The organism is uncultured Campylobacter sp., from assembly GCF_938015785.1.
GTDB lineage: Bacteria > Campylobacterota > Campylobacteria > Campylobacterales > Campylobacteraceae > Campylobacter_B.
On sequence record NZ_CALLWC010000037.1, the window covers coordinates 41,441 to 60,248 of the forward strand.

The 18,808-nt window shown below is 46.4% G+C and carries 18 protein-coding genes; 16 read left to right on the forward strand and 2 right to left on the reverse strand.

Translation table 11 applies throughout. The features are described 5' to 3' along the window. Positions 1-67 precede the first annotated feature (67 nt). Positions 68-682, reverse strand: coding sequence for a recombination protein RecO (recO, locus tag Q0393_RS05505; protein WP_298978525.1), 615 nt, complete (start codon positions 680-682; stop codon positions 68-70). Positions 683-775: 93 nt separating this feature from the next. Here recO and accD point away from each other — a divergent pair, with 93 nt between their 5' ends. From accD to Q0393_RS05540, 7 genes are all read left to right on the forward strand, one after another. Further along, complete coding sequence (gene accD / locus Q0393_RS05510) at positions 776-1,675, forward strand: acetyl-CoA carboxylase, carboxyltransferase subunit beta (RefSeq protein WP_298978527.1); 900 nt, start codon at positions 776-778, stop codon at positions 1,673-1,675. Next, on the forward strand, positions 1,675-2,127 hold the full coding sequence (locus tag Q0393_RS05515; protein ID WP_298978530.1) for a 23S rRNA (pseudouridine(1915)-N(3))-methyltransferase RlmH: 453 nt from the start codon (positions 1,675-1,677) through the stop codon (positions 2,125-2,127). Before accD ends, Q0393_RS05515 begins: the two co-directional genes overlap by 1 nt. Before the next feature lie 9 nt (positions 2,128-2,136). Next, positions 2,137-2,493: an RNA polymerase-binding protein DksA gene (dksA, locus tag Q0393_RS05520; protein WP_005872423.1), complete on the forward strand. Its 357-nt coding sequence runs from the start codon at positions 2,137-2,139 to the stop codon at positions 2,491-2,493. A 2-nt stretch (positions 2,494-2,495) separates the two neighbouring features. Next, a complete protein-coding gene (locus tag Q0393_RS05525) occupies positions 2,496-3,497 on the forward strand; it encodes a LapA family protein (protein WP_298978531.1) in 1,002 nt (333 codons plus the stop codon). A gap of 538 nt (positions 3,498-4,035) precedes the next feature. Then, entirely contained in the window at positions 4,036-4,962 is a 927-nt protein-coding gene (locus Q0393_RS05530) for a tRNA-dihydrouridine synthase (RefSeq protein WP_298978534.1), read from the forward strand. A gap of 22 nt (positions 4,963-4,984) precedes the next feature. Next, a complete protein-coding gene (locus Q0393_RS05535; RefSeq protein ID WP_298978536.1) occupies positions 4,985-5,422 on the forward strand; it encodes a hypothetical protein in 438 nt (145 codons plus the stop codon). A gap of 112 nt (positions 5,423-5,534) precedes the next feature. Then, positions 5,535-6,266 (forward strand): metallophosphoesterase, encoded by a 732-nt coding sequence (locus tag Q0393_RS05540; protein WP_298978538.1) that lies wholly within the window; start codon positions 5,535-5,537, stop codon positions 6,264-6,266. A gap of 123 nt (positions 6,267-6,389) precedes the next feature. Here Q0393_RS05540 and Q0393_RS05545 read toward each other — a convergent pair whose 3' ends face one another. Further along, positions 6,390-7,220: a prephenate dehydrogenase gene (locus Q0393_RS05545; protein ID WP_298061050.1), complete on the reverse strand. Its 831-nt coding sequence runs from the start codon at positions 7,218-7,220 to the stop codon at positions 6,390-6,392. Between the two features lie 81 nt (positions 7,221-7,301). Here Q0393_RS05545 and bamA point away from each other — a divergent pair, with 81 nt between their 5' ends. The 9 genes from bamA to rimP all read left to right on the forward strand — a co-directional run bounded on the left by bamA (position 7,302) and on the right by rimP (position 18,564). Continuing rightward, a complete protein-coding gene (bamA, locus tag Q0393_RS05550) occupies positions 7,302-9,557 on the forward strand; it encodes an outer membrane protein assembly factor BamA (RefSeq protein WP_298978540.1) in 2,256 nt (751 codons plus the stop codon). Between the two features lie 564 nt (positions 9,558-10,121). Continuing rightward, a complete protein-coding gene (locus Q0393_RS05555; protein WP_298978543.1) occupies positions 10,122-11,501 on the forward strand; it encodes a M23 family metallopeptidase in 1,380 nt (459 codons plus the stop codon). A gap of 50 nt (positions 11,502-11,551) precedes the next feature. After that, a complete protein-coding gene (lpxC, locus tag Q0393_RS05560; protein ID WP_298978545.1) occupies positions 11,552-12,436 on the forward strand; it encodes a UDP-3-O-acyl-N-acetylglucosamine deacetylase in 885 nt (294 codons plus the stop codon). A 63-nt stretch (positions 12,437-12,499) separates the two neighbouring features. Continuing rightward, the gene (locus Q0393_RS05565) at positions 12,500-12,898 is read left to right on the forward strand and encodes a glycoprotease (protein WP_298978547.1); all 399 of its coding nucleotides are present in this window, start codon (positions 12,500-12,502) and stop codon (positions 12,896-12,898) included. Between the two features lie 8 nt (positions 12,899-12,906). After that, positions 12,907-13,788, forward strand: coding sequence for a homoserine kinase (thrB, locus tag Q0393_RS05570; RefSeq protein ID WP_298978548.1), 882 nt, complete (start codon positions 12,907-12,909; stop codon positions 13,786-13,788). A 21-nt stretch (positions 13,789-13,809) separates the two neighbouring features. Further along, positions 13,810-14,037 (forward strand): hypothetical protein, encoded by a 228-nt coding sequence (locus Q0393_RS05575; RefSeq protein ID WP_297882510.1) that lies wholly within the window; start codon positions 13,810-13,812, stop codon positions 14,035-14,037. Next, positions 14,021-16,726, forward strand: coding sequence for a translation initiation factor IF-2 (gene infB, locus Q0393_RS05580; protein WP_298978551.1), 2,706 nt, complete (start codon positions 14,021-14,023; stop codon positions 16,724-16,726). Before Q0393_RS05575 ends, infB begins: the two co-directional genes overlap by 17 nt. 1,060 nt (positions 16,727-17,786) lie before the next feature. Beyond that, positions 17,787-18,152, forward strand: a complete 366-nt coding sequence (gene rbfA, locus Q0393_RS05585) for a 30S ribosome-binding factor RbfA (protein WP_005872391.1) — start codon at positions 17,787-17,789, stop codon at positions 18,150-18,152. After that, positions 18,145-18,564 carry a ribosome maturation factor RimP gene (gene rimP, locus Q0393_RS05590; protein ID WP_298978554.1) on the forward strand — a complete coding sequence of 140 codons (420 nt, stop codon included), beginning with the start codon at positions 18,145-18,147 and terminating at the stop codon, positions 18,562-18,564. The genes rbfA and rimP overlap by 8 nt, the downstream gene beginning before the upstream one ends. Positions 18,565-18,808 lie beyond the last annotated feature (244 nt).

Consider the following 18,808-nt stretch of genomic DNA (forward strand, 5'->3'; position numbering starts at 1 on the left):
ATTCTACGAAATTTTAAAATTTAGCTTGAGTTTTGAAATTTCACGTCTTCATCAAGTGCGTTACAGATCAAAGCCCCTCAAGTGTTATATCATAGAGCCTCTCGACTGTTTCGTCGTTTAAATTTAGCGTCTTTTTGCTTTGTAAAAATTCTAAAATTTCATCCTGCGCAAAGCTCGCTCTTTGCGCGCAATGCTCGTGCGCGGGCAAAAAGCCGCGGCATAGCGCGATATTTTCTAAAATTTCTTCGTCGCATAAAAAACAATATGGCTCGTCGTGCAACCGCCCCTCAAATTTTAAAATTTCGGCGTAGCTTTCTACGATTATGCGGCGCGGATTTTGTTTGCCAAAGCGCACAGCGGCTCGGTTTAGCAGCTCGTAATAGAATTTATCCAGATGCTCGGCATCTTTTAGATGCGCGTGTAAAAGCCGCATAAATTGCTGCCAAAACAAGAGCTTCTCGCGGTTTCCGAGCCACGCGTATCCCAGATGCATCACGCCGCTAAGACGAGGGAGGAAGTTTTGATTTTGCGAGAGTTCGAAGTCGATTTTATAGCCCTGGATGATGTTTGAATGGCGCGCGCCGTAAAAGCGATACGCACGCACGAGCGCACTTTCGCTTAGCACGTCTACGATGCAGTCCTCATCCCTAACTTTGGTCGTTTTTAATATAAATCCTTGCATTTTCCTATTTTAGCGAAATTCACATATAAATTTAAATAAAGAATTTTAGGTTATAATCAGAAGTTTCATTTCATAGAATTTAAAGGAAATCATATGAATTTTGGAGATCTATTTTCAAAAATACGTAGAGCCCGTCCCGCACCGAGCGAAGCGCCTACGCATTGGATCAAGTGCCCAGGATGCGGCGCGCTGATGTATAGCAAAGAGGTCGAGCAAAATCATAGCGTTTGCCCCAAGTGTAACTATCACCTTCGTTTTGACGCGCAGGCTCGCATCGATCTGATCTGCGACGAGGGCTCGTTCGTGGAGTTCGATAAAAATTTGCAGCCCGTCGATCCGCTAAAATTCGTCGATAAAAAATCTTACAAAAAGCGCATCTCCGAGAGCAAAGAAAAAACGGGCAGGCTTAGCGCAGTGATCGCGGGCGAGGGCGCCATAAGTCGCCAAAAAATTCAGCTCGTGGTGTTTGATTTTAACTTCATGGGCGGAAGCCTGGGTTCCGTGGAGGGCGAAAAGATCGTGCGTGCCGTAAAGCGCAGCCTCGATAAAAACGAGCCGCTAATCATCGTAAGCGCAAGCGGCGGCGCAAGGATGCAGGAAAGCACCTTTTCGCTGATGCAAATGAGCAAAACTTCCGCCGCGCTTAAAATTTTATCCGAGCATAAAATTCCTTTCATCTCCGTTCTTACCGATCCTACGATGGGCGGCGTAAGCGCGTCGTTTGCATGGCTGGGAGATATCATCATCGCAGAGCCCGGCGCTCTCATCGGCTTTGCCGGGCAGCGCGTCATCAAGCAAACTATAGGCGCAGATTTGCCCGAGGGCTTTCAGAGATCGGAATTTCTGCTCGAGCATGGATTAATTGATGCGATCGTGCCTAGAGCCGAGATGAGGCAGTATTTAAGCGATATAATCAACGTGCTTAGCAAAAACGCCGTGCAGATCGATGACACGAGCGATAAGTCGCTGCACGAAGAGGGAAGCGAAGAGTAGTGCAGATAACGGTAAATTCCATCCAAAAGGGCACGGACGAGTTCGCAGGCGCGATAAGTGATTATAAAAAAATGGCGGCTAAATTTGCCGCGGTGCGAGATGATATATTTTTTAACGCTAATATCGCTCGCGCACAAAGCACATCTGCTGAGCTAGCGCTTAAGGCGTATGATGAAGCTTATCTACCGCGCCTTAGCGGATACGTCGTAGCTTTGGATGAGCGCGGGCAGGAGCTAGATAGTGTGGAATTTGCGAGTATGCTAAAGGACAAAAGCGCCGTATCGTTTTTTATCGGCGGCGCTTTTGGGCTTAGCGAAAACTTTAAGGCAAAAGCCGATAAAATAATCAGTCTTAGCAGGCTTACGTTAGCGCATAAAATCGCTAAACTTTTGCTCTTTGAGCAAATTTTTCGTGCATTGTGCATTAACGCAAACCATCCATATCACAAATAAAGGGAAGTAATGAAGAAAAACGAGTTGAAATTTTACAAGAAAATTTTAGAAGAAAAAAGAGAGCAACTCATCGCCAATATTAATAGCTCTGTAAATGAAATTTCGGAATTGCGCGAAAATAAAGCTGCGGATGATTTTGACGTAGCGAGCATGAATACTGATCTTAGTATCGAATACTCGCTAAATGTTAATCAACAAAAGGCGTTTTTAGAGATCGAAAGCGCGCTTAAGCGCATCGAAAACGGCACTTATGGGCTTTGCGAGAGCTGCGGCGAGCAGATAAGCTTAGAGCGTCTTAAGGTAAATCCGGAGGCGAGATTGTGCATTTCGTGCAAGGAACAGGCGGAAAAGCAAAATAGGAGTTAGCTATGAAAACCAAGCAATTCTTTTTATATTCGATCATCTATATCGCAATCGTCGCGATTTTAGTTTTTACGCAGCAAAGCAGTAGCTATACGCTGGGGCTTTTCGGTTTTACGTTTACGCTTCCTGTGGCAGTATGGATCGTACTGCCGTTAATTTTATATATGATTTTGGCAATTTTTCATATCGTTTTTCATAGCTTTGCTTTTTACCGCACAAAAAGGGCGATCGCAAAGGATCTAAGCGCATACGATGCGATGAGTAAAGAGGTTTTGCTGGGTCTTGATACCAATAAAGACTTTAAAACCGAGTATTTTAAAGACCCGAGCGAGCTTACTAAAATTTTATCTCCGTGGTACAATAGCACCGGCATAGATGTCAAAAATGAGGATCTAAAGGAGGTCATAGGTGTTATTGAGAAGGTTAAAAACGGCGAAGTGGCGGATTTGCGAAAATATAAACTTCCTAAAGATAACGGACTATTTTTACAAAACGAGCTCAATCGCCTCGACGCCGAGCCTGCGTATGCATATGAAATTTTAAAAACTAAGGGAGTTTATAGCGAAAATATCACTAAAAAAGCCTATGCCGTAGCGCTTGCCAAAGGAAGCTACGATAAGATCAAGGCCTATAAAATTCCTCAAGATATAGCCGAGGTAACTATTTTAGTGAATCGCGCGGTAAATGACACGAGCTTTGAGATCAGCAGCGAGGAGCTTTTCGATCTCGTAAATAATGAAGAATTTAGCGAGCAGGATTTTATCGGCTTTGCCAAAAAGCTAAAAAATCATCTTGCTCCAGAGCAATACAAAGCCTTTTTCGAGCGGCTCAAAAACGAGAATCAAGAAGCGACCGAGGCATATCTGTACGCGCTATATGAGCTTGGCATGATCGACGAGTTTAGAGAGCAGCTAAGTCTTGCCGACGGCGACGAGTTTGAGAAGTTTAAAATTCTGCTATTTTTGCGCGACAACGGCAAAAACGTCCCTGCGTCGCTGTTATTTTAGCTCGGTAATTTTATGAGTTCGTTTTATGCGGGTAAGAGAGACTGCTTTTACGCTCTTTGCGGCTATTAAACACAGCCTGCGCGATAAAATTTAAAGTGCGGGTAAAATTCTAACTCGCGCAAATTTTAAATTTCAAAATTTATCGAAAAATCAATGCGCGTAAGCGGTAAAATTTAAAAGATTTGTTTGCGTAGTGCGCGTGTAAACGGGTTTTGCATTTATGCTATGAAATTTAGAATTTAAACATAAAGCGCAAGACTTGCTAGCCAAATAAAGTGCTGAAATTTTAAAATCCGTGCGGCGTTTTGCAAGCTACTTGCTGGGTTTGCCGTGCAAATAAAATTTAGTGGCGATCATCCTTGCTGCCGTTTTGCCACCACTCAAATTAGCTAAGCTTAAAAATAAAATTCGCGCCTAAATGCGAATACGTAGCCTATGAAATTTAAAATTTTAAAGCTCGTTGTAGAAGCCGCTGCAAGCGTTGCGGTATTAAATTTAAAGGTTTAAATTCAAACGAAATCAAAATGAGAAATTTAAAATGACGAAAGATTTTTTTAAAAGGGGCCCTTTATTTTTGGCGCCTTTGGCGGGCTTTTCAGATCCACCGCTGCGGGGCGTAGTGAAAAAATTCGGCTGCGACGCGACCGTAAGCGAGATGATAAGCGCAAACGCCCTTGTTTTCGAGGGCGAAAAGACGCTAAAGATGCTCGAAAAAAACGCCGCCGAAACCCCTTTTTTCGTGCAGATTGCGGGTAGCGACGCTGAAATTATCAAAAAGGCGGTTTTGCTCATCAACAAATTTGATGGCATCGACGGCATCGATCTAAACTGTGGCTGCCCCGTTCCCAAAGTCGTAAAACAGGGCGCCGGCTCGGCACTGCTGATTGATCTGCCCCGCCTATCGCGCCTGGTTGGGACTATCAAAAAGTATTCGAATAAAAAATTTACGAGCGCGAAAGTGCGGCTGGGCTTCGGCGCCGTGGATATCGAAAATATCGCTCGCGCCGCACAAGGCGCAGGAGCCGATTTTATCGCGATTCACGGCCGCACCAGAGCGGGCGGATACAGCGCGGCAGTGGATTACGGCGCGATTGCGAGAGCCAAACGCGCGCTGCAAATCCCCGTGATCGCAAACGGCGACATAAACTCCGCCAATGCGCCTGCGGTGCGAGATCTTAGCGGCGCAGACGCGCTGATGATCGGTCGCGCGGTAATCGGCAGACCCTGGATCTTTCGCGAGATCAAAACGGGCGAACGCGCAAGCGACGCGCTAAAAAGGGAAGTCGTGCTCTATCATTTCGCTCAAATGCTAAGCCATTACGGTAGCCACGGCGTAGCGATATTTCGCAAGCATCTGCACGAATACTCCAAAGGGCGCGAAAATGCCGCGAGCTTTCGCGAGCAGATCAATCACGTCGCCGCCGATAGTGAGATGGCGCGGCTGATCGAGGAATTTTTTAGTTAAATTTAGAATTTTAGGAACTCTGATGATTATTTTAAAAATTATAGCCTGCGCGTTTTCGATGGGTTTTTGCTTGATGTGCATTTCAAGTTTGATGGGTTTTTTGACAGGGCAGATTTTTGACACGTCTAGCGTCCGGTTTGACGACCCTCTAGAATGGCTGCAGAACAAATTCGCATATTTCCTATTTTTGTGGATATTTTCCTGCGGGATTTGCGCGATACTTGCCGCAAAGCTAAAGGATTTTGGTAAGCTCACGGATTTTTTCGTAAATTTATTTTTGCCTACAGCAGCGGTTTGGATACTATCGCCATTTTTAGGGATGGTGATTGTAGCGCTGATTGTTTCAGATTTGCATCTTGCCACGTTTTATTCCTCATTACTTAGCGCATTAATATTTATCGTTCTTTTTATGATCGTCGTAGCCGAGGTCCTAAAGCAGATTTATCCGTCCAAGTCCTAGCGCGCGAAATTTTAAAATTTAGCGCAGAGCTCTGCCGCGAAATTCTCGCCTGCCGCCTATAATCACAGCCCGCGCGTTAAAAGGCGAGGGCGTTAAAATTTAAGGAGAAATTATGCAAAATATCTACATCATAGGCGATGTGCACGGCTGCTACAAGTCGCTTTTAGCTTTGATAGAGCAGCTTCCGCGTAAATTTGATAGTAAAATTTGCTTCGTGGGCGATCTGATCGACCGAGGTCCTGCGAGCTCGGATGTAGTTGAATTTGTGCGCGCTCGCGGATATGACGCAGTGATGGGCAATCACGAAAGGCGCTTTGTAAGCAACGCAAAAACCGCCCTAACGTGTGCAAAAACCGGCAAATTTACGAGTTCAAACGACCCTTACGCATTTTTTAGCCTGGACGAAAGCTGGCTGTTTAATAACGGCGGTAAAGCGACGCTAGCGTCGTATTATCGTCACGGAGGCGTGAAGCAATGCAAGGAGCATCTGCGATTTATCTCGCGGCTGCCGATTTACCTCGAGTATGATTTGCGCGATGAAAGCGGTCGCGCGCTCGTCGTATCGCACTCTGCAGTGGGTCGCGCGTGGGGGATCAGGCACGATGCAGAGCGCGCGAAAAGCTTCGCAGCTCACGTGCTAAGCGGGCGCGGAGACGATAGCGCAAATGATGGAATTTTTAACGTCTACGGGCACACGCCGGTGAAAAAGCCCGTCATTACGGAATTTAGCGCAAATATCGATCTGGGCTGTGTTTATAAAAAGCACTGGGGCGAGAAGGCGAGGCTTTGCGCGTTGGAGTTTCCCTCAAAGAAAATTTTCACGCAGGAGTGCATAGATTTTTAAGTTTGTATCCGGGCTCGCACGTATTAAAATTTAAATTTACTCGGGCTGTTTGAAGGCGAAATTTTTAGAATTTAAAGGCGTACTCTTGCAGCGTCCGTCGCGCAGTCAGGTCGCGCTGAAATTTTAAATAATATCCCTTAGCTTGCGCGCTTCATACATCCACGCCTCAAGCTCGTCCCAGCGCTCGCCCTCAATCATCTGTACGCAAATTTCAAGTTCGTTTTTAAAAGCGTCGATCGCGCCTAGGAGGTTTGTGCGGTTTTGCTTGAAAATATCGACCCACATCTGCGGCGAGCTCTTGGCGATACGGCTCATGCCCGAAAAGCTACCGCCGGCTAAATTTATGATGTTGCGGCGATTTTCCTCTTTTAGTACGCTGTTTACGAGCGAGTAGCTGATTGCATGCGGCAGGTGCGAGATGAGCGCTACGTGGTGATCGTGGCTTTTTGCGTCCATAAATACGATCTTCATCCCTGCAAATGAAAAAATTTCGACCGCTCGTTTGATATGCACTTCATCCGCGCCGTGATCGTCGCAGATAACGACTACTGCGCCGTTTAAAAGCTCTTTAAATGCCGCTTGCGGGCCGGAGTTTTCGGTACCAGCCATTGGGTGAGCTGCGATGAAATTTCGTCTGATCTGCGGAGGGCAGTTTTGCAAAATTTTAAATTTCGTGCTTCCCAGATCGATGATTGTCGTCTCGCTTCTGCAGTCGCTTAGTTTTTGCAACGTCTCAATAATTGCCTCCACGGGGATCGCGAGAAAGATCGCGTCGCAGCTTTGCTTCATCTGCTCCAGGCTTAAAATTTCATGCACGAGCCCGAGTCGCAGAGCTTCTTTTTCATTTTCGCGGCTGATGTCGCAGCCATAGACGGCGCTAATTATTTTGGTGCTTTTTAGACATAGCCCCAGCGAGCCGCCGATGAGACCCAGACCGATAATTCCTATCTTCATAAAATTCCTTTTTGATATATGCAAGTTTTAATTTTAATGTGGTATTATACGCAAATTATTTTCGTTTTTAGGTAAAATTTTATGAAAAAAAGCGTTTTTTTACTCTTAGTAGGCGGGATTTCCGTGACGTGCGCCGCACAGATCAAATCCATTAAATTTGAAGGTCTTAGACATCTTTCTCCACAGGTCGCACAGCAAATTTCAGGACTTAAAGTAGGCGATGAGCTTAACGGCGAAAACACCAATGCTGCGATCTCGAAGCTATTTGAGCAGGGCTATTTCAGCGACGTTTATATCAGCGAACAAGGCGGCGCGGTCACTATCAACGTAACCGAAAAACCGACCATCGCCAAGGTCGAGATCAAAAACGTAGTTACCAACGACCGCGATAAGATCAATGAGCTCATCGGCTTGCGTCCGGGTCAGGTTTACGATGAGGTGGCTGCTAAAAAAGCGGAGACCCGCATCAAGCAATACTACGAAGTCAAGGGCTTTTTTGACACCGTGGTGGAATTTTATCCAAAGCCGATCAACGACGATAAATCGGTCATCTTGCTAACGATCGAGGTAAATCGCGGCGAAAATATCATCATCGATAAGGTAAATTTAGTAGGCGCGGACAAGCTAGACTATGACGATATAGAGCCATCCGTTGCCAATAAAGAACGCGAGATGCTGGGCTGGATGTGGGGCTTTAACGATGGCAAGGTAAAAACCGCCGAGCTTCCTAACGACGCAAATAGAATTCAAGAAGAATATTATAAAAAAGGCTACTTAGACGCGCAGGTTTCGGCGCCGCTACTTAATGCCGATATGGATAATTACACTGCTGATCTTACCTACTATATCAGCGAGGGCGAGCAATACACCGTAAGCTCTGTAGATATCGAGTATCCTGCAGATATAATCAAGATTGATAAAGAAAAAGTTTTGGACGATTTCAAGCTTCAAAAGGGCGATACAATGAATTCCGAGCGTTTGCGCCGCGATATGAATACACTAGAGACTTTAGTCGCGGATCAGGGATATGCCTATGTGCGTATCGTGCCTAAGACTAAGCAGGACAAAGAAGCTCGCACGGTCGCTATCACGTATCAAGTCATCCCTGAGGATAAAGTCTATATTAGAAACGTAACGATCTCGGGTAACGATAAGACCGAGGATAAGGTCATTCGCCGCGAGATGTATCTGACCGAGGGAAATTTATATAGCAAAACCGACTACAACGATTCATTAAATTCTTTAAAACGCACGGGGTATTTCGATGAGGTGGAGATTAAAGAAAACCGCGTTTCTGACGATCAGATCGATCTTGAAGTCGCAGTCAAAGAAGCTCCTACAGGCTCTATCACGGGTGGTATCGGATATGGCAGCGAGGATGGAATTTTACTTAGCGGCGGTATCAGTGATCGTAACGTATTCGGCACCGGCCTTCACGGCGCATTTTCGGTCGAAAAGAGCGACGATCAGCTAAGTGGGCGTTTGAGTTTAACCAATCCTAGAGTGTTTGATTCTGAGTATAGCTTGGGCGGATCGATCTTTGCCAACGATTACGACTGGGACGACTACGATGAGAAATCTTACGGATTTTCAATCACGGGCGGTCGCAAGATCGGGCGCAATACCGATGTAAGCCTTACATATTATCTCGAAAAGAGCGAGATTAAGGGCTTAAACGAATATTACGCCAAAGCGGGCTATTTAGATGGCAAGAATTTAAAAAGCTCGATTATCCCGTCTATTACATACAACAGCACCGATGATTATTACTTGCCAAGAAGCGGTATGATCGCAAGTGCTAGCTTGGAATACGCGGGTCTTGGCGGCGATATGGACTACACCAAGGCGCGAGGATCGTTTAACTACTATTTTGGCTTGCGAGATTATATCGATCACGACATTATCTTTAGATACAAAGCTGCAACGGGCTATATGTGGGAAGGTAATAAAAAGATTCCTATCAATGAAAAACTATTCCTGGGCGGAATGAAAAGCATTAGAGGCTATGAAGGTCGCAGTATCCCGAAAAAAGAGATCTGCTTAAATGCAAATAATTGCCGCTATATCGAAACGGGCGGTATGCAGAGCTTCAATAACTCCTTTGAGCTAAGCTTTCCGGTAGTTGATAGGCTTAAAATGCGCTTTGTAACGTTTTTTGACTACGGAATGATCGGCGATCATGACTGGAACGAGGAGGAGCGCTACAGCACGGGTGCTGGTATCGAGTGGATGACGCCGATGGGGCCTTTGCAGCTATACTTCGTCAAGCCACTTAATAAAAAACCGCACGACGATACAAATAGCTTCGAATTTAGCATCGGCGCTAGATTTAATTAAACGCGACGACTTGCGAACGCTGTGGCGTGCGTAGAATTTTCTACCGCACGCCTTAAATTTAATGACGCTCGCGATTCTAGCCTTTCGTGTCGCGCTAATTTGTAGCCGAATTATTTTAGGCGGTTTGAGCTAAATTTTAATTGGAATTCCGCTCGGCTTAGGATGAAATTTAAACGCACAACTTGCTTTGAATTTTTTAGAATTTTAGTTATCAAGATAGTTTAAAATTTCATTCGTATGTAAAATTTTAAGTACAAGAGTTCTAAAAAATCAATACAAGCCATTTGCATACTTTATTTAAAGAAATTCTAATATTGAAATTTAAAGATTACGATATAGACGATAAACGCCGCTTTATTGCGTGCGGAATTTCACTGCATAGGATTTAGCGCGCCACTGAATTTTAAAGCTCATAAATTTTGAGATTATAAAATTGCTAGAATTTAAAATCTGAAATTCGCCTCATAAATTGCTAGACATTTGCGTTAAATTTCGCCTCGCTTTACTGATAATTTAAGTTAAGCTTGTAAAATCGTGCTCTAAAATCATATCAAAGGCTCTTTTATGCGTAGAAATGGCAATGGAACGAAGCTTAAAATTTTAATATTTCTTATTATAATATGCGCTTTAGTTTATGGAATCTTTAGAATTTTTACCTCGCCGAAATTTGAAAAAAATCCTCCGCAAATTGCGCTGGAAAATGAAATTTATTGGAATTTAACCTCGCCTTTAAAGATTAAAATTTCAGACGATACCGGCATTAAGCTCGTTCGCGTTAACTTAAATGACGGAGCCAGCACGATACCACTACTAAATGAGGAGCTGAACGTTCCGCAAACGACGCTAGAGCTTGCCGTGCAATTTCCTAAAAATTTGATGCTTAATAAAGATAAAAACTACAAGCTCGAGGTTTTTGCAAACGACATTAGCTCGTGGAATTTTGCGCAAGGAAATAAGAGCGTAAAAACGGCAAATATAATAATAGACGACAAAAAGCCCGTCATAAATATCATCAATCAATCTTATAAAATCACTAAAGGCGGTAGCGCCGTGGTTGTATTTTCGGCAAAAGACGAGCGCCTAAGCGAAGTCTATGTCAAAACCAACTATGGCAAAATTTTTAAAGCGATTCCTTTTGTAAAAGAGGGCTATTATGCATCTCTCGTAGCGTGGCCTGCAAATTTAGAGGAATTTCGCGCAGAAGCGGTCGCCACTGATCGTGCAGGCAACGAAAGCATTTCGCAGATCAAATATTTTTATCAGGACAAAAAATATAAAGTCTCTACTATCAAGCTAAATCCGGGTTTTATTAACGGTAAGGTAAGCGATCTGGCTAGCCAATACGCGCAGAATTTTAACTCTATGAGCGATTTGGAGAAATTTAAGTTCGTAAACGAGACTCTGCGTAAGAAAAACGGAGATGATCTGCACGCTGCTACTAGCGCGGTGCACGAGGATAAAATAAATGGATTTGAGCTAAAGCCTTTTTATCCGCTTGCTAAAGGCGCAGCGGTAGCAAGCTTTGCCGATCATCGGGTATTTTTTATGAACGACGAACAAGTAAGCGAGTCATGGCATATGGGGCTCGATCTAGCAAGCGTTGCAAACGCCGATATCAAAGAGAGCAACTATGGCAAGGTGGTTTTCGCGCAGGAAAACGGAATTTTCGGATTAAATTTAGGAATTTACTACGGCTTCGGATTATACGGCATATACGGACACTGCTCGGCGACGCAGTTAAGCGTCGGCAGCGACGTAAAGCCGGGCGATATTCTAGCACAGACGGGCTCAAGCGGCTTTGCTTTCGGAGATCATCTGCATTTTGGCATCGTAGTTCAGGGTGTGGACGTAAGACCCGAGGAGTGGATGGATCCTAAGTGGATGAAAGATAACATTACCGACGTCTTAGAATCGTCCAAAAAAGTAATAGAAAAAGGTAAGTAAATTTTAAAATTTTCGCTATAATGCGCGGGTTAATGAAAACGAGGATAGAAATGAGACAGACAACGATAGCTAAGAAAGTCCATAACGTCGGCATCGGGCTGCACAAAGGTGAGCCTATCAGACTTACGTTAGAGCCTTTAGAGGCGGGCAGTGGAATCGTATTTTATAGAAGTGATCTTGGCATTAGTTTTAAAGCCGAGCCGAAAAACGTCATAAATACGCAGATGGCGACCGTCGTAGGAAATGAGAAGGGCTATATATCAACAATAGAGCATCTAATGAGCGCCATTAATGCCTATGGTATCGATAATATCCGTATCATCGTCGATGCTAATGAAATTCCTGTGATGGACGGAAGCTCCGCGAGCTTTTGTATGCTTTTGGACGAAGCGGGAGTAAGAGAGCTTGACGCAAATAAAAAAGCCCTTATCATCAAGCGAGCGGTGGAGGTTCGAGAGGGCGATAAGCTCGTGCGACTAAGCCCGAGCAAGAGCCCTAAATTTGATTATACGATTAAATTTAGCCATCCGCTCATCGGCACTCAGCACTATGTTTTTGAATTTAGCAAGAAATCCTACGTTAAAGAAATTTCGCGCGCACGCACGTTTGGATTTTTGAAAGATGTGCAGGCGCTACGCTCCATGGGGCTAGCTCTAGGCGGCAGCTTAGAAAACGCCGTCGTAATCGATGAAAATAAAATTTTAAACCCCGAGGGTTTGCGCTTTGAAAACGAGTTCGTCCGCCATAAAATTTTAGACGCGATCGGCGATCTTGCGCTGGTGGGCGCTCCGATTTTGGGCGATTATACAGCGTTTGCGGGAAGCCACGATCTAAATCATAAACTAACTTTATCAGTTTTAGCCGATGCTAAAAATTTCGAGCTAGTAGATCTTACCGCCGAGGTTGTGCGCGAATATCAAAAAGTCTTTGCTTAAGGCTGCAAAATCAAAGAGGTTGAAATTCTAATTGCCGCTCTTAGCGCTCCATGCCTGCTCGGTGTGTATGAAAACGGCGCTAAGATAGCGGAATTTACGAGCGCTGAAGGTGAAAAGGCTGATAAATTTCTGATCTGCAAATTTAGCGAAATTCTAAAAACTTATAAAATCAAAGAGCTTATCTACGCAAATACTCCCGGTAGCTTTATGGGCATGAAGGTAAGCTACGTAATATTGCGCACGCTTAGCATCGCTCTTGATGTGCCGCTGCGCGCGATCAGCGGCTTTGAGCTAAGCGGCTTCGGGCCGATCAGAGCAAATAAAAACTTCAGCTACGTTTATGAGCGCGGCGAAATCAGGATGAAAAAATGCACCCCCGCCGCGCTATCTTTGCCGCAGGATTTATCGGTTTTAAATAAAAGCGATGATATACTTCCAAATTACATCATAGAAGCGGTTTAGGAGAAAATTTGATTATAAGAATTCCTGCGACGAGCGCAAATTTAGGCCCCGGTTTCGACGCGCTCGGCCTTAGCCTAGGGCTATTTAACGAAGTAGAGATTACCGAGCAGAAGTTTTTTTGCGTATCGCTTAGCGGCGAGGGCAGCGACAGAGCGTGGCTTAAGAAGGGCAACGCTTTTTTGAATATTTTCAATGAAATTTACAGAAAACTAGGTGGCGGGCAAGAGGCAAATTTTAAATTTGCTTTTCACAATAACATCCCGTTTTCGCGCGGGCTAGGCAGTAGCTCGGCCGTGATCGTAGGCGCCATCGCAAGCGCTTATAAAGTTTGCGGCTTTGAGATCGATCGCGCTAAAATTTTAAACACGGCGCTGGAATATGAAAATCACCCCGATAATATCGCACCCGCGACGCTCGGCGGCTTTGTTAGCAGCGTCGTGGACGGCAAGACGGTTCGCACGCAAAAATGCGAAATTTCGCAAGACCTGCAAGCCGTCGTCGTCATCCCCGATACTCCGATGTCTACAAGCGAATCTCGCGGCAAGCTTCCTAAGAGTTTTTCGATCAAAGATTGCGTTAGCAACCTCTCACACGCGGCGTTTCTGACCGCTTGCTTTATGCGGCGTGACTACGACAGCTTGCGCTACGCCTGTATCGATAAGATGCATGAGCAGGTGCGTATGGGCGTGCTTCCGCAGCTTTTTAAGCTGCGCGAGATCGCCTATGATAACGGCGCGCTTATGAGCTCGCTCTCGGGCAGCGGCTCAAGCTTTTTAAATTTGGTTTATAAAAGCGACGCCGCAAAGCTTAAGGCCTGCCTTAGCGAAAATTTTAAAAACTTCCGCGTCGAAATTTTAGATATCGACAACGGCGGCTTTAATATTGACTAAGAAAAATAAAGATATAATCGCATGAGCGAACCGATTAGGATGTGCGTTATTTGCAGGGGACGCTTCGCCAAGCGCGAACTCCACGCCTTTTTGCAAAATTTTAAAAATATAAGCTCAAACAGACAATTTTATATTTGCGACGGTTGCATAAATCAAAAAGAGAAAATTTCAAAATATCTATCTAAATTTGCGTCTAGCGCAGATTTGGGACATATCAAGGAGAGGGTTTTAAATGGGTGTTCTGATTAAAGATATCGCGGACGAGCTTGGATACGCAAGCAAAGAGATAATCGAAAAAGCGCAGGAGATGGGCTTTAAGAGGGTAAAAACCGCGTCGAATAAAGTAAGCGAGGAAGAAGCTGCCGCTATTTACGATTATATCCAGACGGGAATTTTGCCGGGGAAAAAGTCAAAGCCCGCGAAGAAAAGCTCCGAAAAAGCGCAAGAGGACGAGAATAAGCCCGCTAAAAAACAGAGCGAAACTAAAAAAACCGCTAAAAAAGAGAGCCCTAAAAAGGCGGAAAGCTTAAAAGCTTCCGAATCCAAAGAGCCCGCGCAGAGCGTTAAAGAACCTAGCGATGAAAAAGCTCGGACGCAAGAGCCCGAGGCGAAAACCGAAAAATCTCAAAATCAAAAAGAAGAAATTTCCTCCGCCTCGCAGGATAAAGAGGAGAAGCAAAACGCCGCTTCAAAGCCCGCTCCGGTGCAGATAAACAGCGGCGATAGTATAGCTAGCGAGAGCTTGCAAAAGCGCCGCGGTCTAGTCATCGTCAAAAAGAAGAAAGAAGTTCAAACTCCGACGCAAGAAAGAATCGAGCCTAGGCGCGAAAAGATGAGCGCGAGCTTGGAGGCGATCTTTTCAAACGCCGAACTAAATTTGAAAAAGAAAAAGATCGAAAAGAAAAAAGCCCCCGCCGCTAAAAAAGAGGATGCCCTTAAAATCGACATTATTCCAGATCACGAGATGGCCGATATCGTCATTGAGGATGAAGACGTCGTGGTAATGCCCGATTTCACCGTCAAACCGATCCAGACCGAAAACCGCACCAAAAGTAAAAACCAACCTAATATTTATCGCGCCTCGCAGAATCAAATTTTCAGCAGTGAGGGCGGCATAAGTCGCGGCGGTCGCAAAAAGCATAAAAAAGCCCCTCGCGAGCAGGGTAGCGAAATCGTAAGCTCTGTAAATATCCCAAAAGAGATCCGCGTCTATGAGTTTGCCGATAAGATCAAAAAGCAGCCTAGCGAGATCATCGGCAAGTTATTTGCGCTTGGAATGATGACGACGAAAAACGACTTTTTGGACGAGGACGCGATAGAAATTTTAGCAAGCGAATTCGGCATCGAGGTAAATATCATCGATGAGGCGCAGGAGTTTGATTACATCAAGGCCTACGAGGACAGCGAAGGCGAAGAAAATTTAATCGCTAGAGCGCCCGTCATCACCATTATGGGACACGTCGATCACGGCAAAACGAGTCTGCTTGATTACATCCGAAACTCTCGCGTAGCAAGCGGCGAAGCGGGCGGCATCACGCAGCACGTAGGCGCGTATATGGTCGAGAAAAACGGCAGAAAGATTACCTTTATAGACACTCCGGGTCACGAGGCCTTTACTTCGATGCGCGCGCGCGGAGCCGAGGTTACTGATATCGTAATCATCGTAGTGGCCGCAGACGACGGCGTTAAGCCTCAGACTAAGGAGGCTATAGCGCACGCCAAGGCGGCAAACGTGCCGATCATCATCGCGATAAATAAAATGGACAAGCCTAATGCCAATCCCGATCTCGTAAAAACCGGGCTTGCAGAGCTTGACATCATGCCTACCGAGTGGGGCGGCAGCTACGAGTTCGTGCCGATCTCCGCAAAAACGGGCGAGGGAATTGAAAATTTATTAGAGATCGTGCTTTTGCAAGCTGATCTTTTGGAGCTCAAAGCCGATCCTAGCAAGCAAGCTAAGGCAACCATCATCGAAAGCTCCCTTCAAAAAGGGCGCGGTGCTGTTGCCACCGTCATCGTGCAAAACGGCGCCCTACGCGTCGGAGACACCGTCGTAGCGGGCATCGCGTACGGCAAGGTGCGCGCGCTTAGCGACGATAAGGGCAGGGCGCTAAAGCAAATTTTACCGGGCGAATGCGGCGTCATCATAGGCCTTAGCGAGGTTCCGGGTGCGGGCGAGACGCTGATCGGCGTTTCAAGTGATAAAGAAGCGCGCGAGTACGCGAGCAAAATTTACGAGCATCAGCGCCAAAAAGAGCTTAGCAAATCGACCAAGGTCACCATCGACGAGCTAAGCGCCAAGATCGCCGAAGGCTCGCTAAAAAGCCTTCCGGTGATTGTCAAGGCCGACGTCGCGGGCTCGCTGGAAGCTATCAAAGCAAGCCTTGAGAAGCTCCGCAACGACGAGGTCAAGGTCGATATCATCCACAGCGGTATCGGCGGTATCACGCAAAACGATATCGCCTTGGCAAGCGCTAGCGAAAACTGCGTGATCTTGGGCTTCAACGTCCGTCCTACAGGCGAGATCAAAGAGCTTGCCAAGGAGCGCGGCGCGCAGATTAAGACCTACAACGTCATCTACAATCTCATCGACGATATCAAGGCGCTTTTGAGCGGCCTTATGAGCCCGATCATCAGCGAGGAGGCCTTGGGTCAAGCCGAGATCCGCCAGGTTATCAACGTGCCTAAGATCGGGCAGATCGCGGGCTGTATGGTTACCGACGGGCTCATAGCTCGCGGCGCAAAGATCCGCGTCATCAGAGAGGGCGTCATCGTTTTCGAGGGCAACGTCAGCTCGCTCAAGCGCTTCAAAGACGACGCTAAGGAAGTCGCCAAAGGCTTCGAGTGCGGCGTAGGTATCGAGGGTTACGACGATATGCGCGTGGGCGATTTTATCGAAAGCTACAAGCAAAAAGAGGAGCAGGCTACGATCGACTAATGCTCGCGGAATTCCGCGCGGGCATTCGCTTTGTTTGCACGGCTTGCGGCTAAATTTTAAGCTTCGATCGCGCTTTGAAATTTTATGCTCGCAAAATTTGGGTGTGAAATTTCGCCTTTTAAATTTAATGGTAGAGCGCGCGAGCAAGGCTTTAAATTTTGTAGGTTTTTGCGCGAGGCTCTGCCGCGTAGCGCCAGTTTTGAAATTTTAATGTTTAGACTTTTTTGCGACGCGACTTTGCGATCAAATTTTAAATTTACGCTGCTTGCAGGTTGCGGATTTTCTGCGCGATTTAAATTTTAAATTTAATCGCGAAGTTAAAATTTTAAAGCGGCAAAATTTAGATTTCGCACGGTATCGAAGCGCTTTTAAAATTTAAGATAAATTCTAAAGCGGTGCAGTGTGTGACAAAACAGCAACGCGGAGAATAGCGCGGTGCAGGTGGCGCAAAATGAGGCGGCAACGGCGCGCGGAATTGTGCGGCGCCAAGACGGCAAGCGGTATAGCGCCGTGGCGAGCAGGGCGCGGCGCAGAATAGCACTACGCCTCAGCGCAGAAATATTGCTGCGGTAGCGGTGCGGCTATGCGACGAGCTTTTGTATGCGAGCCATGAAATTCTCGTGCGATCTGCGTTCAAAATTTAAGCGCAAAGCGCGGGCTAAAATTTAAAAGTAAAATTTCAAAGCTGAACTTACGCTTTTTAAAATTTAAAAGCGAAATTTTAAAAAGTGCGGCGTCGTTTGCAATACCGGCGCGCAGTAAACCGCTTAGAATTTAAATAGACGTTCCGACGCATCGCAAGCCGCGTCAAATTTAAACAGACCGCGTCGCCGCAGGGCGGATATTTCGTCATGTCGAAGCGAGATAAAATTCTGCGTTGCCGCCGCGCTGAAGTGAAATAGAATTCCGCATCGCCATAAGATGGACGCGAAATAAAATTCAGTGCCACCGCGAGACGGACGCTCCGCTGTGACAAAGCAATAAAATTCCGTCATTGCAAGACGCGAAATAAAATTCCATCGCCGCGCAATCTGCGGCGATTTAAGATAGCGAGGTAAAGATGAATCCGACCGAACTCAGAAGACTTCGCACGCAAAGCGTGCTAAAGCAGCTCATTCCCGAAGCGCTCGCGAGCCTTGAGGACGAGCTTTTGCGCGGGCTGTGCGTCACCGACGTAGAGTGCAAGCGCGGGCGCTACGACGCGTTTGTGTATCTGGATAAAAACGCCTTCGACGAGCGCGAGCAGGAATTCGTGCTCGAAAAGCTCGGCCGCGTGGCGAGATATTTGCAAAACTTCTGCGCCGAGGCGGAGGGCTGGTACCGCTGCCCCGCGTTTCACTTCAAATTCGACGACCGCTTGGAGTATCAAAACAAAATGGACGATCTTTTCGACAAAATAGAGGAGGAGTTGCGCAAAAATGGTTGATTTAGAGGCTTTGGCGCGCGAGTGCGGCGTGCAGCTTTACGACGTGGAGACGGTGAGCGAAAACGGCAGAACGATCTATCGCATCAGTATCACGAAAGCGGGCGGCGTGGGGCTGGATGACTGCGAGCGGCTATCGCGGCTGCTTTCGCCGATTTTCGACGTGGAACCGCCGCTTGAGGGCGAATGGACGCTAGAGGTCGGCTCGCCCGGGCTTGAGCGCAAGCTAAGCAAGCCGCAGCATTTCGCAAACTCCGTGGGCGAGCTGGTGCGCCTAAGCTGCACGGACGGGCAGAAGCTAAGCGGCGAGGTGCTAGACTGCGAAGACGGCGTGCTTAGGCTACGCACGGACGGCGGCGAGGTAAGCGTGCGACTTGACGAGATCAAAAAGGCGCGAACCTACGTGCAGTGGTAGTAGCGGAGATTTTTAAAATTTTGTATGTAGGGCTTTGGGGTGTGGTGTTTGAGAAGCGTAGACTTAAATTTCAAGCTAAAGCGGCGAGGCTAATTTGGATTTGCCTCGCTTTTTGCGCGCTTTTAAGTATTACGTCTATCGCGAGCGATGCACGGCTCGCGGCATCTTGCCTCGCTTTTTAATTTGGCGCGCTATATTCGGTGCGGCTTTCAAAACCACATGCCGCGTGCAAGTCTTTCGCATT

Excerpts from the sequence above, each read along its gene's own strand:
- recO (WP_298978525.1), bottom strand. The coding sequence starts at position 682 with ATGCAAGGATTTATATTAAAAACGACCAAAGTTAGGGATGAGGACTGC.
- accD (WP_298978527.1), top strand. The coding sequence starts at position 776 with ATGAATTTTGGAGATCTATTTTCAAAAATACGTAGAGCCCGTCCCGCA.
- dksA (WP_005872423.1), top strand. The coding sequence starts at position 2,137 with ATGAAGAAAAACGAGTTGAAATTTTACAAGAAAATTTTAGAAGAAAAA.
- Q0393_RS05525 (WP_298978531.1), top strand. The coding sequence starts at position 2,496 with ATGAAAACCAAGCAATTCTTTTTATATTCGATCATCTATATCGCAATC.
- Q0393_RS05530 (WP_298978534.1), top strand. The coding sequence starts at position 4,036 with ATGACGAAAGATTTTTTTAAAAGGGGCCCTTTATTTTTGGCGCCTTTG.
- Q0393_RS05535 (WP_298978536.1), top strand. The coding sequence starts at position 4,985 with ATGATTATTTTAAAAATTATAGCCTGCGCGTTTTCGATGGGTTTTTGC.
- Q0393_RS05540 (WP_298978538.1), top strand. The coding sequence starts at position 5,535 with ATGCAAAATATCTACATCATAGGCGATGTGCACGGCTGCTACAAGTCG.
- Q0393_RS05545 (WP_298061050.1), bottom strand. The coding sequence starts at position 7,220 with ATGAAGATAGGAATTATCGGTCTGGGTCTCATCGGCGGCTCGCTGGGG.
- bamA (WP_298978540.1), top strand. The coding sequence starts at position 7,302 with ATGAAAAAAAGCGTTTTTTTACTCTTAGTAGGCGGGATTTCCGTGACG.
- Q0393_RS05555 (WP_298978543.1), top strand. The coding sequence starts at position 10,122 with ATGCGTAGAAATGGCAATGGAACGAAGCTTAAAATTTTAATATTTCTT.
- lpxC (WP_298978545.1), top strand. The coding sequence starts at position 11,552 with ATGAGACAGACAACGATAGCTAAGAAAGTCCATAACGTCGGCATCGGG.
- Q0393_RS05575 (WP_297882510.1), top strand. The coding sequence starts at position 13,810 with ATGAGCGAACCGATTAGGATGTGCGTTATTTGCAGGGGACGCTTCGCC.
- infB (WP_298978551.1), top strand. The coding sequence starts at position 14,021 with ATGGGTGTTCTGATTAAAGATATCGCGGACGAGCTTGGATACGCAAGC.
- rbfA (WP_005872391.1), top strand. The coding sequence starts at position 17,787 with ATGAATCCGACCGAACTCAGAAGACTTCGCACGCAAAGCGTGCTAAAG.
- rimP (WP_298978554.1), top strand. The coding sequence starts at position 18,145 with ATGGTTGATTTAGAGGCTTTGGCGCGCGAGTGCGGCGTGCAGCTTTAC.